At 64.7% G+C, this 15,319-nt stretch carries 12 protein-coding genes and 1 pseudogene; 10 read left to right on the top strand and 3 right to left on the bottom strand.

The features are described 5' to 3' along the window. Positions 1-140 precede the first annotated feature (140 nt). Positions 141-1,850, top strand: coding sequence for a glutamine--tRNA ligase/YqeY domain fusion protein (locus WS69_RS29325; protein WP_059474142.1), 1,710 nt, complete (start codon positions 141-143; stop codon positions 1,848-1,850). A 224-nt stretch (positions 1,851-2,074) separates the two neighbouring features. Here the strand turns inward: WS69_RS29325 and WS69_RS29320 are convergent, their stop codons facing one another. From WS69_RS29320 to WS69_RS29310, 3 genes are all read right to left on the bottom strand, one after another. Continuing rightward, a complete protein-coding gene (locus tag WS69_RS29320) occupies positions 2,075-2,551 on the bottom strand; it encodes an NUDIX hydrolase (protein WP_059474141.1) in 477 nt (158 codons plus the stop codon). 18 nt (positions 2,552-2,569) lie between these two features. After that, positions 2,570-2,956, bottom strand: coding sequence for a hypothetical protein (locus WS69_RS29315; protein WP_059474140.1), 387 nt, complete (start codon positions 2,954-2,956; stop codon positions 2,570-2,572). Positions 2,957-3,188: 232 nt separating this feature from the next. After that, positions 3,189-5,243, bottom strand: coding sequence for a glycoside hydrolase family 3 protein (locus WS69_RS29310; RefSeq protein ID WP_082716607.1), 2,055 nt, complete (start codon positions 5,241-5,243; stop codon positions 3,189-3,191). A gap of 143 nt (positions 5,244-5,386) precedes the next feature. Here WS69_RS29310 and WS69_RS29305 point away from each other — a divergent pair, with 143 nt between their 5' ends. The 9 genes and pseudogenes from WS69_RS29305 to WS69_RS29265 all read left to right on the top strand — a co-directional run bounded on the left by WS69_RS29305 (position 5,387) and on the right by WS69_RS29265 (position 15,259). Further along, positions 5,387-6,247: a M15 family metallopeptidase gene (locus tag WS69_RS29305; protein ID WP_059474138.1), complete on the top strand. Its 861-nt coding sequence runs from the start codon at positions 5,387-5,389 to the stop codon at positions 6,245-6,247. Positions 6,248-6,654: 407 nt separating this feature from the next. Then, on the top strand, positions 6,655-7,971 hold the full coding sequence (locus tag WS69_RS29300) for an aspartate aminotransferase family protein (RefSeq protein WP_082716601.1): 1,317 nt from the start codon (positions 6,655-6,657) through the stop codon (positions 7,969-7,971). Beyond that, the gene (locus WS69_RS32770; protein ID WP_082716600.1) at positions 7,961-8,470 is read left to right on the top strand and encodes a GNAT family N-acetyltransferase; all 510 of its coding nucleotides are present in this window, start codon (positions 7,961-7,963) and stop codon (positions 8,468-8,470) included. The genes WS69_RS29300 and WS69_RS32770 overlap by 11 nt, the downstream gene beginning before the upstream one ends. 1 nt (position 8,471) lies before the next feature. After that, positions 8,472-8,792, top strand: a pseudogene (locus WS69_RS35770) (adenylyltransferase/cytidyltransferase family protein); the annotation flags it as partial. A 178-nt stretch (positions 8,793-8,970) separates the two neighbouring features. After that, positions 8,971-9,636 (top strand): HAD family hydrolase, encoded by a 666-nt coding sequence (locus WS69_RS29285; RefSeq protein ID WP_156438461.1) that lies wholly within the window; start codon positions 8,971-8,973, stop codon positions 9,634-9,636. A 19-nt stretch (positions 9,637-9,655) separates the two neighbouring features. Continuing rightward, on the top strand, positions 9,656-10,684 hold the full coding sequence (locus WS69_RS29280) for an NAD-dependent epimerase/dehydratase family protein (protein ID WP_159082886.1): 1,029 nt from the start codon (positions 9,656-9,658) through the stop codon (positions 10,682-10,684). After that, positions 10,678-12,948: a glycosyl hydrolase family 65 protein gene (locus WS69_RS29275; RefSeq protein ID WP_331457994.1), complete on the top strand. Its 2,271-nt coding sequence runs from the start codon at positions 10,678-10,680 to the stop codon at positions 12,946-12,948. The genes WS69_RS29280 and WS69_RS29275 overlap by 7 nt, the downstream gene beginning before the upstream one ends. Beyond that, positions 12,945-14,174 (top strand): MFS transporter, encoded by a 1,230-nt coding sequence (locus WS69_RS29270; RefSeq protein ID WP_231747253.1) that lies wholly within the window; start codon positions 12,945-12,947, stop codon positions 14,172-14,174. The genes WS69_RS29275 and WS69_RS29270 overlap by 4 nt, the downstream gene beginning before the upstream one ends. Further along, entirely contained in the window at positions 14,171-15,259 is a 1,089-nt protein-coding gene (locus WS69_RS29265; protein ID WP_059474131.1) for a DegT/DnrJ/EryC1/StrS family aminotransferase, read from the top strand. The genes WS69_RS29270 and WS69_RS29265 overlap by 4 nt, the downstream gene beginning before the upstream one ends. The last annotated feature ends 60 nt before the right edge of the window (positions 15,260-15,319 follow it).

Raw genomic sequence — 15,319 nt, 5'->3', positions numbered from 1 at the left:
ACACGCCGCACAAATGCCGGAAAACGCGCCGCCCGCCCGCCGCAAGGGGCCGCGCTCCTCACGACGGTCGTCTGTCAGGTAGAATTGACAAGTTCGAGCGACGCAGCACGCGTCCTCTCCCCTTTTCTTCCCTGTTCCGCATGAGCACCGAACGCAACGACGCCGCCGCGCCATCCAATTTCATCCGCAACATCATCGACGACGACAACCGCACGAGCAAATGGAGCGGCCGCGTCGAGACGCGCTTTCCGCCCGAGCCGAACGGCTATCTGCACATCGGCCACGCGAAGAGCATCTGCCTGAACTTCAGCGTCGCCCGCGACTACGGCGGCGTGTGCCACCTGCGCTTCGACGACACAAATCCGGAAAAGGAAAGCGTCGAGTACGTGAACTCGATCGTCGACGCGGTGCGCTGGCTCGGCTTCGACTGGCAGAAGGACGGCGTCGACCACCAGTATTTCGCGAGCGACTACTACGACAAGCTCTATGAATTCGCCGAGCTGCTGATCCAGCGCGGCAAGGCGTACGTCGACAGCCAGACCGCCGACGAGATGCGCACGAACCGCGGCTCGCTGACCGAGCCGGGCACGCCGTCGCCGTTCCGCGACCGCTCGCCCGAGGAGAACCTCGACCTGTTCCGCCGGATGAAGGCGGGCGAGTTCAAGGAAGGCGAGCACGTGCTGCGCGCGAAGATCGACATGAGCTCGCCGAACATGAACATGCGCGACCCGGTGATCTACCGGATCCGCTACGCGCATCACTACCGCACGGGCGATGCGTGGTGCGTGTACCCGATGTACGACTACACGCACTGCATCTCGGACGCGATCGAGAACATCACGCACTCGCTCTGCACGCTCGAGTTCGAGGATCACCGCCCCCTCTACGACTGGGTGCTGAACGAGCTCGCGGACGCCGGCGTGTTCACGCGACCGCTGCCGCAGCAAATCGAATTCTCGCGGCTGAACCTCACGTACGCGATCACGAGCAAGCGCAAGCTGCTGCAGCTCGTGACGGAAGGCCACGTCGACGGCTGGGACGACCCGCGGATGCCGACGATCGTCGGCGTGCGCCGCCGCGGCTTCACGCCCGAGGGCATCCGCCTGTTCTGCGAGCGGATCGGCGTGACGAAGATCGATTCGTGGATCGACATGAGCGTGTTCGAAGGCGCGCTGCGCGACGATCTCGACGACAAGGCGCCGCGCACGGTCGCCGTGCTCGATCCGCTCAAGCTCGTCATCGACAACTACCCGGAAGGCCAGACCGAGGAATGCACGGCGCCCGTGCACCCGCACCATCCGGAGCGCGGCCAGCGCACGTTCCCGATCTCGCGCGAGCTGTGGATCGAGCGCGAGGATTTCAACGAGAATCCGCCGAAGGGCTATTTCCGGCTGTTCCCGGGCAACAAGGTGCGGCTGCGATACGGCTACGTGATCGAATGCACGGGCGCGGACAAGGACGAAAACGGCAACGTGACCGCCGTCCACTGCAACTACTATCCGGACAGCAAGTCGGGCACCGAAGGCGCGAACAACTACAAGGTGAAGGGCAACATCCACTGGGTGAGCGCCCCGCACGCGTGCCCGGCCGAAGTACGGATCTACGATCGCCTGTTCAAGGAGCCGCATCCGGACGCGGGCGGACGCAACTTCCTCGAGGCGCTGAATCCGGATTCGAAGAAGGTCGTCCACGCCTATCTCGAGCCCGGCGCGCGCGACGCGACGCCGGAAGCGCGCTATCAGTTCGAGCGCCACGGCTACTTCGTCGCCGACCGCGTCGATTCGAAGCCCGACCAGCCGGTGTTCAACCGGATCGTCGGCCTGCGCGACAGTTGGGGCAAGCCCGCCTGACGGCGGCTGCGGCACGCTCGCCGCTTTGCGTCATGCGAAAGGAAAATGCCCGGCCTGCGCCGGGCATTTTCGTTTGAGCCTCGCGCCGACGTGGCGGCCGCTTCGGCAATCGGCTCCGGCCGCCGCGATTCATGCCGGTTTCCAGTCTCGCATCCGGACTCGCCACCGGCCCGGCATCCGCGAACGGCGCGGGACCGCAGCCGCGCTTGTCGCGCTTGCCGCGCTCAGACGGGCAGCGACCGATGCAGATCCGCGAGCGACAACGTCGTCCGGAAAAGCCGCGCAAGGCTGCGGCTCGCGTATGCGTCCACGTCGCCCGGCTCGGTCCAGCGAAACGCGTCCATCTCCGGGATCATCGTCCCATCGCGGCGGCTCGGAAACATCGACGTGCATTCGCAGCGCGACAGATCCGTCTCGTGCTCGGCCGCGCGCGCGGCGAACAGGTGCAGATCCTTGTCGCGCCGGTACGCGAACAGGCCGAGATCGACGAGCCGCACGGGATCTAGCACGATGCCCGTCTCCTCGACCAGCTCGCGCAGCGCCGCCTGCTGCGCGGTTTCCCCCGGTTCGCCCTGGCCTTTCGGGATGTCCCAGTGCGTCGTGTCGGTCGCGTGCGCGAGCAACACGCGGCCAGCGGGATCGAGGAACACCACCCCGCACGACACCGTGCGCGGCCGGCCGCGCGGCTTCATCGCGCTCATTCGCGCGTCACGCCCGCATCAGCGCTTCTGCAACTGCCACATGCCGGCCGCGGTCTTGCAATAGAGCGGCCGCAACGTCATCGACTGCCCCTTCGCCTCGATCTCGGTCTTGATCTCGCGGCACGTGCGGCCTGCCTGCTCGGTCGTGCTCGGCGTCAGCTTCGCCGAGAGCTTCGTGCCGCGACCCTGGTTCAGCCAGTCGACGGTCTCGCCGTCCTTCCCTTCGTCGCGGACCTTCTGCACGGCCTTCGTCAGCGATGCGGTGTCGGCCTTGCTGAAATAGCTGATCGGCGTGTCGTTCAGGAAGCCCAGGTTGTTCTGCGCGTGCGCGGCAAACGCGGCCGCCGCGCACACGGCGCCCGCCAGCACGCGCGACAGGATCGAGACACGGGCTCGCATCGTCATGTTGTTCTCCTTTGGAAGCGATCGAATGTCCGGCGCGCGGCTTCGCTCGCGCGCCGGAAGAGCGCTCAAGGATAACTGCAACGAACCGTATTTGAAACCGATCCGGCAGCGCCGCGCCGCTTCGTCAGAGCTTTGCCGCCCGGATTCGGCGGCGAATTCGCGGCAGGCGGCGGGCAATGCGCGGCAATCGGCCGCGCCGCTGCCCGCCTCCGTCGCGACGCCTTCTCGGCGTTCAGTACTGCAGCCCGAAGCCGCGCGAATAACGCAGCGGCCCCGTCGAGCCATCCGCGTTCAGCGCATGGATCGCGACCGGCAGCCTGCCGACCGGCCGCTCGACGCCCAGCATCGCGTCGACGACGGCGGGCAGCGACGGGCCACGCAGCCCGCCTTCGTAGCCGTAGTACGCGTACGTCGCGAGCGTCGCGTCCGCGACGTCGTCGTAGCTGATCACGTCGTATGGCGCGCGCATCGTCACGTGGATCACCGTCTTGCGCCGCGCCTTCGCGTAATCCATCGCGTCGCGCATCTGCTGCGCCTCGCTTCGCACGGCGACGGCCAGCACGCTCCTGCGCGCGCCCGCGTCCAGGTTCGCGCCCGCAGCCGCGTCCGCGTTCTCGACGTGATCGAAGATCACCGAGCCTTCTTCCTGCCCGTTCGCGGGCGCCGTCTGCCGCATCAGCGCGGCCGCGGGCGGCGCGACGCGCGCGTTCGGATCGCCGTTGTGCTCGACGGGCGTGACGCCCGTCGACAGCGTGCCGACGATCACGATGTCCGCCGCATCGATCGCCTGCTGCTGCTCGGCCCACGTGATCGCGCTCAGCTTCGCGCCCGTCACGAGCGGATGGCCGAGCTCGGCGAAGCGGCGCCGCATCGCCTCCGCCTGCTCGCCCCACGGCGTCAGGATGAAGATTCGCCGGCCCTGCGCCTGCAGCGGCAGCGTGCCGTTCTCGTTGCGCAGCAGCGTGATCGATTTCTGCGCGATGTCGCGCTCGACCGCGCGATGCGCGGGCCCGCCGATCGACGCGAGCTCGTCGACCGGCCTGCCGCGGTCCGCCGCGGTGATGCCGTTGCGCAGCTTCATCAGCACGATCCGGCGCACCGAGCGATCGAACTCGGCGCGATCGATCCGGCCGGACTCGACCGCCGCCGCGACGCGATCGACGAGCGCCGTCAGGCGGCCCGCGTTCGCCGCCGTGCGAAACTCGACGGGCATCAGCGCGATGTCGACATCCGCCTGGAACACCTTGACGACCGCATCGTCTTCTTCGAAGAAATCGGCGATGCCCTTCATGTCGAGCGCATCGGTGATCGTCACGCCCCGGTAGCCGAACTCGCCGCGCAGGATGTCGTGCTGGATGCGCCGCGACATCGTCGCGGGCGCGATCATCGGCTCGCCCGTGCGGGTCGTCACGCGCGTGTCGTCGAGCGACGGATACTGGATGTGCGCGGTCATGATCATGTCGGGCGCCTCGCCCGCGTCGATCGCCTGCCGGTACGGCGCGAGATCGATCGCGTATGCGTCGGCGCGCGACTTGATCACGACGGGCAGTCCGTAGTGCGAATCGGTATCGGTATCGCCGTGCCCGGGAAAATGCTTGAACGTGCCGATCACGCGCTCGCTCTTCATCCCCTGCGCCATGCGCCGGCCGAGCTGGCTGATCGTCGCCGGGTCGTCGCCGAACGAGCGCACGTTGATGACGGGATTGAGCAGATTGCTGTTGACGTCGACGTCCGGCGCGAAGTTCACGTTGAAGCCGACCGCCGCGATTTCCGCCGCGAGCACGCGGCCCATGTCGTAGGCGAGCCGATCGTTCTTCGTTGCCTCGTAGGCCGCGCCGAGCGCCATGTTGCCGGCGAACGCCGTCGCCTCGACGCGCGGCAGGCGGAACACGTTGCCGCCCTCCTCGTCGATGCCGATCAGCAGGCCAACCGGGCTGTCGGCCGCGGGCGCCGCCTTGATCCCGTCGATCAGCCGGCGCGTCTGCTCGATGCCCGTCAGATTGTTCGAGAACAGGATCACGCCGCCGATGCCGTTCTCGCGCAGCGCGTCGCGCGCGGCGTCGGGGAATGCGGTCATGCCGGTCGTGCAGGTCGGCTGCCCGTCTGGGCACCAGTACCGGAACGCCATCATGATCTTCTGGCCGACCTTCTGCCGGATCGACATCCGCTCGACGATCGCGTCCGCGCGCGACTCGATCGTCGCATCGTCGTCGCCCGACGAACAGGCGCCGAGCGCTGCCGTCACCGCCAGCGCGACGGGGAAATGAACCAAGCTTTTCTTGCGCATTTTCACCGAATCCTTGCCGCGTGAATGCCCGCGGCATTTACGCCATTCCATTCGTCATCCGGCATCCCTATCGGCTTTCGGTTCATCGGTACTCCGGAACTTCATGCATATTCATTCACTCTGAATGCGAATTCATCAAGCCAATGATCGATATGCGACTTCTGCCGCGAACATTCTCGCCGATTCGGCAGTGCGCGCAGCATAGCACGGTGCTTTTCGTGCTGCTTTCGGTTTTCGGCGCAACGAGTGCATTTGCCGATATCAGCCGAATCACGGCCGCGCAATGCGCGAATATGCATGTCGAACGCGTAATAAACGAGCATTCGCCGGTTCAATGCGAGCGATTGAAAAACGTGTCGTTCGATTACGTTAATTTCGACGGCCAAACGCAAAAAGGCGAAGTCGTCGTGCTCGATGCGCTCGCCGAACGCGTGCAGACGATCTTCGACACGTTATACCGAATGCGCTTCCCGTTGAACCGGGCGGTGCCGATCGAGCGCTACCGCGGTGACGACGAAGCGTCGATGAACGACAACAACACGTCGGCGTTCAACTCGCGGCAGAAAACAGGCCGCGACGAATGGTCGGTGCACGCGTACGGCGTCGCGATCGACGTCAATCCGCATCAGAACCCGTACGTGTCGTTCGGCGGCGACGGCAGCGCGCGCGTGCTGCCGTCGTCGGCCGCGAAGACGTCGATGAACCGGCTCGACGAGCGGCCGGACAAGCCTGTGCGGCCGGGCATGACCGAGCGCGTCGTCGGTGTGTTCGCGAGCAACGGCTTCCTGCGCTGGGGCGGCTATTGGGACGATCCGATCGATTATCAGCACTTCGAAGTGGGCTCGCGCGCGCTCGTCGCGCGGATGGTCGATGCGTCGCCCGACGATGCGCGCCGGATGTTCGAGCAGTATGTCGCGTCGTACGCGGACTGCATCGCGCGCGCATCGCACGCGAGCCACGCGGCGGCGCGCGCCGCATGCGTGGCCGACGCGCTGCGCGAATGACGCGATGCGGCCGCGCCTGGCGCGCCCACAGCGTGGCGACGCGCTGACGGCCGAACGCCCACGTCGCCGTGAAGCTTGGCGAAGGGCATCGCGCGCGTTCGTTCGCCACCGAAGCGGTGCATGGCGTCGAGCGCCCAGTCGGCGCGGCTTTTAGCCGCATGGAATCGTTCGCCGATCGCGCGAAAAACAACGACGCGACACATTCGAGAACCTTTTCAAGTTGCGCTCGCCCCCGAGCCCGACTCGTCCACGCGCGCCGATACGGCTTGCGCGATTTCCGCCAACCATCGGCTTCGCCCGCCAACCCGAGATGCGCAATTTCCGCCATCCGCTCCATAAATTCGGAGGGCCGTTTCAACACATATCAACTAATTTAAATCCATATTGTTATCGGATCACCATCGGCCATGAAAAGAGAAGTCGACGAAACGCGAGTCGGCAACGTATTAGCCGGCTGGAATCATCTGGCGGGGATCGGCCCCCTTCAAATTTCAAATGCCCTAGGATCCCGAATACAAACGTGCTCGGGCGAATGGCGCGACGATTACATCATGGGCTGGGGCTCGTGCTTTCTGGGCCATGACAGCCCCGTCATCCGGGAATCCGTCACTCGCGCCATGTCGCGCGGCTTCCTGCAGCAATATGAGACCGAGCGTCATCAACTTCTGAGCGAACGCTTTTGCGCCGCGGTTCCGTGCGCGGAAAAGTTGCGCCTCGTCAATTCCGGCCTGGAAGCCACCATGTATGCGACGCGGATCGCGCGCGCCGTCACCGGCAAGCGATTGATCTTGAAGTTTGAGGGGCACTTCCACGGTCTAAACGACACGCTCGCCTGGAACATCGACTCGTCCCCGCGAAGCGCAGCGATGCTGGAGAACGGCGAACTCGAACGCGTCGCGGGCACCGTCGGCATTCCCGGCGAACTCGGTCAATTGACCGTTCCGTTGCCGTGGAACGATCTGAATGCGGCTCGAAACGCGTTCGAACGTTACTCGGGCGACGTCGCGGGCGTCATCCTGGAGCCAATCGCGCTGAACATCGGCTGCATCAGGCCCGACGACGGTTTCCTCGAAGGCCTGCGCGCGCTTGCGACGAAGCACGAAACGTTGCTGATCTTCGATGAGGTCCTGACGGGCTTTCGATCCAATCTCGGCGGCGCTCAGCAAGCGCTCGGCGTCACTCCCGACATCGCGACATACGGCAAGGCATTTGGCTGCGGCATGCCGATTGCGGGAATCGCGGGCAAGGCTGAATATATGGACGTCATCGCACCGAGAGGCCCCGTGCAGATCAGCGGCACGAATACCGGACGCTATCTGGCGGTTTCCGCCGCACTGTCGGTTCTCGAACATCTCGCGGACGGGACCATCTATCGATATGTCGCGGCTTTGGAAAACCGGCTCGAAAGCGGCCTGAGAGAAGTGTTCGACCGGCACGGCATCCCATGCCACATCGACGGATATGGCGGCCGGATCGGCGTTCACATCGGCGCGTCGGAACGTCCGCGCACGATGAGAGACATCGAGCGCACCTACCCTGTAGCGTTTGCGCACGAACTGTTCCGCCGATTGTCGACCGAGTACAGGCTATACGGATTTTTAATGCCTCTGAGCTATTGCCCGGAGCCGGTGACGCTTTCCGCCGCGCACACGCCGCAGATGATCGACGACGCGTGCGAACGACTGGATCGCGCACTCGACGAACTGGAATATCATGCCAACTGAAAAAGAGAGCACCATTCTCGTTCGGCGCCTCGAAGCCGCCGACATCCAGGCAGTTCTCCGATTGGTTTCACAAATCGACTCGCCGGACGACCTGACTCGCTCCGCGAACCTCCAATTCATCCGCGAATTGGAATGCCCCGGCGACGAAGAAGCGCGGTTCGTCGCCACTCATGAAGGCCGCATCGTGGGAACGATGGGCTGCGGCCCTGGGCCGATCCCTTCGAAGCACGTACTGTGGGCGGATTGGTTGATCGTCGATCGCGACTATCGCCGGCGCGACATCGCGTCGCTGCTCTATGCGGAAATCGAGGCTTTCGCACGAAGTCTCGAAAAAAACCATATGTGCCTCGACATCGGCAACATCGATCGCGAACGCGCCGCCTACGTCTTTCATCTGCGCAACGGATTCCAAATAGTCGGACAGATTCCCGATTATTGGGGAAAATTCGAGCATCTCAACATCATGGCGAAATGTCTCATTTCTCAGAATCGACACTGATATGACCGTTCTACAGAGAATCACCGAATTGCAGGGCCTCGCCCGCAGCTATCGGGCGGATGGTCTCATCGTAGGGCTGTGTCACGGCTGTTTCGATATCGTTCATCTCGGGCACATCCACCATCTGCAGCAAGCCAGCGCGCTCGTGGATCGCTTGTTCGTATCGGTCACCGCCGACGAGCACGTCAATAAGGGACCCAATCGGCCGATATTTCCGGCCCGTGTTCGCGCGGAATTCATCGCGTCGATCCGATATTGCGATCACGCCATCGTCAATCATTCGCCGACCGCCGAATCCGTCATTTCGAAGCTCCGGCCCGACGTGTTCTTCAAGGGCGCCGACTACCGGTCGAGCTCCGATCCGAGAATAAACGTGGAGCGCGCGCTCGTCGAAAACAACGGCGGTCGCATGGTCCTGACCGACGACGCGATCATGGATTCGACGTCGCGAATTGCGCATATCATCCTGTCCGAAAGCGCGTGACTCATCGGAGCGTGGAATGCCGACTCTTCTATTGCTCGATCTCGACGGAACGCTCGTCGATACCCCGCACTACGAAGCCTGGCGCAACGCCGCGCGCCGCATCGGAGCCGAAGAGCTCACCTACCCGGAATATGTCACGCACATAGCGGGACGCCCGCGCGTGGACGGCGCCGCTCGCCTTCTCCTCCTCAAGAAAGGTCGCGCGCGTGCCAATCCGCGCGCTGCGGCCGACAGCGGCGCACTCGCAAAAATCAAGCAGCGCGAATTTCTTCGGCTCGCCGCTCATACCCGGCTTTTCGACGACGCGCTGAGATTGCTCGAAAGAATCGAAGCGGCGAAGCAACGCGTTCTCTTCTACACGGCGTCGCGCAACGCGCCCGGCCTGTTCGACGCCGCGCTGCGCAGGGCGGGTAAACTGTTCGATCCGCACGCGATCGTGCAGCAGCGGCGGGATCAGACAAAAGAAGCGCTGTTCCTGCGCCTCATCGGCAAGCATGCGCCGGACTCGGTCACGCTCGTCGACGACGCGCCGCATGCCGTCGATGCGGCATGCGGCCTCGGCATCCGGGCCTGCCAGATCCGCCGTCACGCCTTCGAGCCGGCGGCGGCCGATCCGCGCGTCACCATTCTTCCGACGCTCGACGCCCTCGCCGTACCCATCAACGGCTTCGTAAGGACGTGACATGACCGAACCCACATTTGTGCTCGTGACGGGCGGCGCGGGATATATCGGATCGCGGCTGGTGCCGAGGTTGCTCGCCGCCGGCCACCGTGTCAGAGTGCTCGATGCGCAGTTTTTCTCGAACGGGCTCGAGCAGCTTGGCCGTCATCCCCGTCTCGACGCGATCAAAGGGGACATCCGCGACAAGCGGACCGTCGAACGATCGCTGCGAGGCGTCACGACGGTGATCCATCTCGCCGCCGTGGCGAACGATCCGAGCTTCAACTCCGATCCGGCGCTGAGCCGCTCCATCAACATCGACTGCCTGCCACATCTCATGGAGAGCGCGAAGCGCCAGGGCTGCCGACGCTTCATCTACGCGTCTTCGGCGAGCGTCTACGGGATCAGCGACGAGCCGGTCGTCGACGAACGCCAGCCGTGCGTGCCGATTACCGACTACAACCGGTACAAGGCCGAGGGCGAGAACATCCTCTTCGGCCTGAGCTCGCCGTCTTTCGAAACGGTCGCGGTCAGGGCGGCGACCGTATGCGGCTGGTCGCCCCGGCAACGCCTGGACCTCACGGTGAACATCCTGACGGCGAGCGCGCTCGCGCGCGGCGAAATCACGGTCTTCGGCGGACGCCAGTACCGGCCCAACGTCCACGTCGGCGATCTCAGCCGGCTCTATACGACACTCGTCCGACGCGATTCTCTCGGCGCAGCCTGCGGGCGCGCCGTCAATGTCGGATACGAAAACCACACGGTGGCCGACATCGCGGCGCAAGTCAAAGACGTCGTCGACCGCTACTTCTCGGCGAACGTTCCGATCACGACGACCGCATCCGACGACGTGCGCTCGTACCGGCTCGACTCAAGCCTAGCGCGGCGGGAACTTGGCTTCGAGTTCGCGTACACCATCCGGGACGCCGTACTGGAAATATGCGATCAATGGCAATCGGGCTGGTTCCAGGACAGCGCCGACGTCCTGAGCGATCCGCGTTACCACAATCTCATCAACATGCGCGTTTCCGACTGGTCATTCGCGTCGCCTGCGGGCGGCCCATGCTGATCGTTTCCGACGGAAAACGACGCGAGATCGTGAGCGACCTCGATTCGGCGTCCTCCGCGTTCGTGTCGTGCGTGGCGACACTCGCCAATGCGTTCATCGGCGTGCGTCCGCACGTGCCCGGCGCCTCGGAGCGGAGCAAGCGGATCCAGTTGCTGGCGAGCGACGTCTACGCACCCGGCGTCGGCGTGTCGCGCGAGATTGCGTCGCTGCCGGCGCCGAGGATTCTTCACGTCTACGACGTCGACACCGGCGAGCCCGCGCGCCGTCCGGGCAGCGCGGCGGCGACCGTCGTGCTGTCGCTCGACCGCGCATCCGTGACGAGCGCCGAGCGCCTGCATGTCGGGGGAGCGACGTTCGAATTGACCGTGCGGCAGTTCGTCGACGCGCCGGACCGCGCGTCGGTCGCAACCGTCATCGAACTGCGCCGGACGGACGGCGGCGGCGACGCCCCGCGGCGATTGCGCCTCGATTACGGCATTGACGCGCTCGCGGTCAACGAGTACCTCGGCACGTCCTCTTGGCTGACGGCTCGTCACTACAATCTCGAACGATGCCATTGCGAAAGCGATGGCTTCAGCATCATCGCCGCCGTCGCCGGTCAAAGGCTCCGTTACGACGTGATCATCCGGCGCTCGCCGCCTTCCGCCAGCGCGTCCGCCACATGGGAGCATCCGGGGCCCGGCTGCACGATATCGACGACTTTCGATTTTTCCAATGCCGATCGCCATCGAATAGACGCGCATTGGAAACTATGTTCCGGCTCCGCGTCCTGGTCAATGCCGCAAACCGCGCCGCCGTTCGATCCGGCGGTCGCCGAAGACGTGCACCGGACCCGCTGGGCCGGATTCTGGGAAGATCATGGCGTGACGATCGAAGCGCGCGGCGAACCGGTCGAACTCGGCATACGATATGCCGTTTTCCAGCTCTTGCAGCACGGAATCGCATCGCATCGCCATCCGCGCGGATTCGTGTCACCGGCGCGCGGCTTGACGAGCACTTACCACTCCGGCGCCACATTCTTCGACACCGAACTGCACAAGTGCGTGTTCTGGATCTGGAACGATCCGCGCGTCGCTCGCGCGCTCATCGACTATCGATACCATCGCCTGGAGCAAGCGATCGAGTTCGCCAAATCGACCGGATTCTCCGGCGCTCGCTTCCCGGAGGCTTCGAACGACCGTGGAACCGAAAACGGGCCGCATTACGTGCTGTCGTATCCGGACGCGAAGACGACGCGGGAATGGAGCGTCGACGAAGTGCTGCACATCTCGGCTGACGTCTGCTACGCACTGCATTGCTACCGGGAAGTCACCGGCGACGACGCCTACATGACGACGCGCGGCTATCGCATCATCGCCGAATGCGCGAGATTTGCCGCATCCGCGTTCGAGTGGTCGGACGCGAAGCAGGCCTATGTCGTCAATTCGGTGATGGGCCCGGACGAATATCATTACCACGTCGACAATAGCTTTTTCACGAATTATCTGCTTAGATGGTGCATCAGGCTCGCCATCTCGTCGGCGGGACACGAAGCCTTCCCCGACGTGCCGAAAGCCGAGTTGGACGATTGGCTCGCGATCAGCGATCGCGTCTATCTGCCGTGGATGAGCGTCGGAGGCGTTTCCATTCCGGAAGAATTCGAAGGGTACGCGAAACTTCCCGATACGGAGCTCAGAATCACGAAGAAACGCGGCCCGCAATTCGTCGACGAATCGGAGCGAGAATCGGCGGAGGCGTTGCGGAATTTCACGTCCAAGATCGTGAAGCAGGCCGATGTCATCCTCCTCATGTCCTTGTTCCCGGACGACTTCCCGGCCGACGTCAAGCGGGCGGCATTCGCGTTCTACGAACCTCGCACGGTTCACGAATCGTCGCTCAGCTACGGCCCGCACGCGATGGTCGCCGCGGACATCGGCAAGACGAGCGACTGCGCCGACTTCATCGCCCGAGCAAGCCGCTACAACCTGGACTTCACGCCGACCGCGGACTACGGCAACGGGCTGCACCTGTCCGCCTATGCCGGCGCGTGGCAGGGTCTCGTCCAAGGCCTGGCCGGCTTGCGCATCGAACGCGGCAGGCTTTGTTTTCGACCGCGGCTGTCGCCGCATTGGGATGCGTATCGGTTCGCCGTCCATTTTCGAGGGCGACGGCTGAAAGTCACGGTTCCCGCGAACGGAACGGTCCGCGTCGAGTGCGACGGGAACGCGCTTCCGACCCAGCGCAGCGCCGATGGACGCGTCTATGTTCTTGGAGGAATCGAATGAGCTCACTCGCCGAGCGAGCGTCACCCTATCGCGTTGCGTTGCGCTTCTCGTCGTTTCGAAAACTGCTGATCGGGCAGGGGTTGTCGATGGCGGGCGACGCCGTCTGCCTGGCGGCGCTTCCCGTCGCGGTCATCCATGCCGGCTTCAGCGGCGAGATCTTCGGCGCGATCATGGCCGCCGTCGGAATCGGCACCGTCATCGGCGCAGCAGCCGGCGGCATGCTCGCGGACCGGAAGTCGCCCAAGCACGTCCTCATCGCCACGGACACAGCACGAGGCATCGCGCAGGTCGCCGCCGCGGCGTTCATCGTGTCGGGCGCGCCGTGGTGGAGCCTCGTGCTCGTCTATCTGGCGTTCGGCATCGGCATCGGCGTGTCGCGCCCGTGCACGCAAGTGCTGCTCGTCAATCTGCTTCCGAAGCACGCGCTTGTCGCCGGCAACGGCGCGATGCACTTCCTCGACAATCTCGTGGCCGTGATCTTTCCGGCCACGCTCGGCGTCGTGGTCATCCTGTGGGACCCGGTATGGGGCGTGCTGATCGACGGCCTTACGTTCTTCGGCGCCGCCTTTTATACCACCCTGTTGCCTGACAAAGGCAAGCTGGAATCCGACGACGAGTTCTCCATTCGCGAAGCGCTGAACGGCGTCACGGTGATCGCGGGCAACGCCGAGCTGTTCTTGGGATTCGCCGCCACGCTCGTCGTCAACGTGCTGTGCTTTCCGATCTTCCTCGTGGTCGCCCCCTATGCGGTCAGCGCCAGCTTCGGCGAAACCATGTGGGGCGTATGCCTCGCCTCGTCGGGACTCGGCGCGTGCATCGGCTCCGTCGTTACGGTGCTCGTCGCGGGCCATCGCCACCTAAAGCTGCTGGGGCTAGCTTGCGGGCTGCTCCTCGGCGGCGCGATGATCTTGCTCGGGATGGGCCAAGCGCCGTGGATGGCGGTGCTCGGCGCGACGTTCGTCGGGATCGTCGAAGCGTCGTGGCTTACCGGATGGGCGACCGCCATGCAAACGCACTCGCCCGAAAAGGACCTCGGCAAGGTCGTGGCGGTCGACACCGTCGTGACGAGCGGCGTGCATCCGTTCATCTATCTCGGCGGCGGCCTCGTCGGCGAAGCGCTCGGCTATCCGCAAACGTTGACGATTGCCGCCGCGCTCAGCGCCGTCGGGACCGCCGTTATCGCGCTGATTGCCGTCAGACGAACATCGGGAGGAAACACGCAATGATCCAGTGCAACAATGTCCAGGAACAGGCGCGCGACTTGTCCGGTCTGCTCATCGAGCGCTGGCGCGACGTGCTCGAAGCCGGCGATTTCGTGCTCGGCGAGGAGGTGTCGCGCTTCGAAACGTGGATGTCGCAGCGTTGCGGCGGAGCCTGCGCGATCGCGATGAATTCCGGCACCGACGCGCTGCTGATCGCGCTTCGGGCGCTCGGCGTCGGGCCCGGCCATGAGGTCGTCACGTGCGCAAACACGTTCGTCGCCACGGTCGGCGCGATCGTCGCCGTCGGCGCGCGGCCGGTCCTTGCCGACGTCGGCGACGACGAACTCGTCGACATTGACACGATCGCGCCGCTTTTGAGCGCTCGCACCAAGGCCGTCATCCCCGTCCATTTGCGCGGGCGGCCCGTCGACATCGCGCCGATCGTCGCTCTGTGCCGCGCGCACGGCGTGGCCGTCGTCGAAGACTGCGCTCAGGCGATTGGCACCACGATCGATGGCCAGCAAGTCGGCACGGCCGGCGATGCCGCGGCCTTTTCGCTGCACCCGCTCAAGACGCTCGGCGGCCTGGGAGACGGCGGCGCGCTCGTCACGACCGATCCGGAGATCGCCGAATATGCGAAAAGCGTGCGCAATCACGGATTGCAGACCCGCGACGAAGCCGTCACGTTCGGCATCAATTCGCGTCTCGATTCGCTGCAGGCGGCGGCGCTGAACGTCAAGGTCCGGCAACTGGATTCGTGGCTGGATCGCCGCAAAGCCATTGCCGCGTTCTACGACGAAGCGCTCGCCGGAACCGCCACCGGCACGGACCTCGGCGGCGGACGGCCGGGGAACGCGTACTATCACTATGTCGTGAGGTCGGGCTATCGGGACAAGCTGCGTCGGCATCTCGACGACCACGGCATTCAAGCGGCAATTCACTATCCGATTCCCATTCATCGGCAACGGGCGTGGCTGCGTAGCCAACCGGACGTGTCGCTGCCGAACACCGAACGGCTCGCGCGGGAAATCCTGACGATTCCGTGCCATCACCATCTTTCGGACGGCGACGTCGAGCGGATCGCGACAGCGATACGGCGGTTTCGTTAGAAACGGGCGGCACCGGACGAGCGCCCGGGCGGCTCGACCGGGCGACGTTCACGGCGCTCG

The sequence above is a fragment of the Burkholderia sp. BDU5 genome (assembly GCF_001522845.1).
GTDB lineage: Bacteria > Pseudomonadota > Gammaproteobacteria > Burkholderiales > Burkholderiaceae > Burkholderia > Burkholderia mayonis.
This window is presented reverse-complemented; position numbering and strand designations above follow the sequence as displayed.

What these genes read in the sequence shown, in the direction of transcription:
- WS69_RS29300 (WP_082716601.1), top strand. Translation starts at nt 6,655, where the DNA reads ATGAAAAGAGAAGTCGACGAAACGCGAGTCGGCAACGTATTAGCCGGC.
- WS69_RS29310 (WP_082716607.1), bottom strand. Translation starts at nt 5,243, where the DNA reads ATGCGCAAGAAAAGCTTGGTTCATTTCCCCGTCGCGCTGGCGGTGACG.
- WS69_RS29265 (WP_059474131.1), top strand. Translation starts at nt 14,171, where the DNA reads ATGATCCAGTGCAACAATGTCCAGGAACAGGCGCGCGACTTGTCCGGT.
- WS69_RS29275 (WP_331457994.1), top strand. Translation starts at nt 10,678, where the DNA reads ATGCTGATCGTTTCCGACGGAAAACGACGCGAGATCGTGAGCGACCTC.
- WS69_RS29325 (WP_059474142.1), top strand. Translation starts at nt 141, where the DNA reads ATGAGCACCGAACGCAACGACGCCGCCGCGCCATCCAATTTCATCCGC.
- WS69_RS29305 (WP_059474138.1), top strand. Translation starts at nt 5,387, where the DNA reads ATGATCGATATGCGACTTCTGCCGCGAACATTCTCGCCGATTCGGCAG.
- WS69_RS29315 (WP_059474140.1), bottom strand. Translation starts at nt 2,956, where the DNA reads ATGACGATGCGAGCCCGTGTCTCGATCCTGTCGCGCGTGCTGGCGGGC.
- WS69_RS29270 (WP_231747253.1), top strand. Translation starts at nt 12,945, where the DNA reads ATGAGCTCACTCGCCGAGCGAGCGTCACCCTATCGCGTTGCGTTGCGC.
- WS69_RS29320 (WP_059474141.1), bottom strand. Translation starts at nt 2,551, where the DNA reads ATGAGCGCGATGAAGCCGCGCGGCCGGCCGCGCACGGTGTCGTGCGGG.
- WS69_RS29285 (WP_156438461.1), top strand. Translation starts at nt 8,971, where the DNA reads ATGCCGACTCTTCTATTGCTCGATCTCGACGGAACGCTCGTCGATACC.
- WS69_RS32770 (WP_082716600.1), top strand. Translation starts at nt 7,961, where the DNA reads ATGCCAACTGAAAAAGAGAGCACCATTCTCGTTCGGCGCCTCGAAGCC.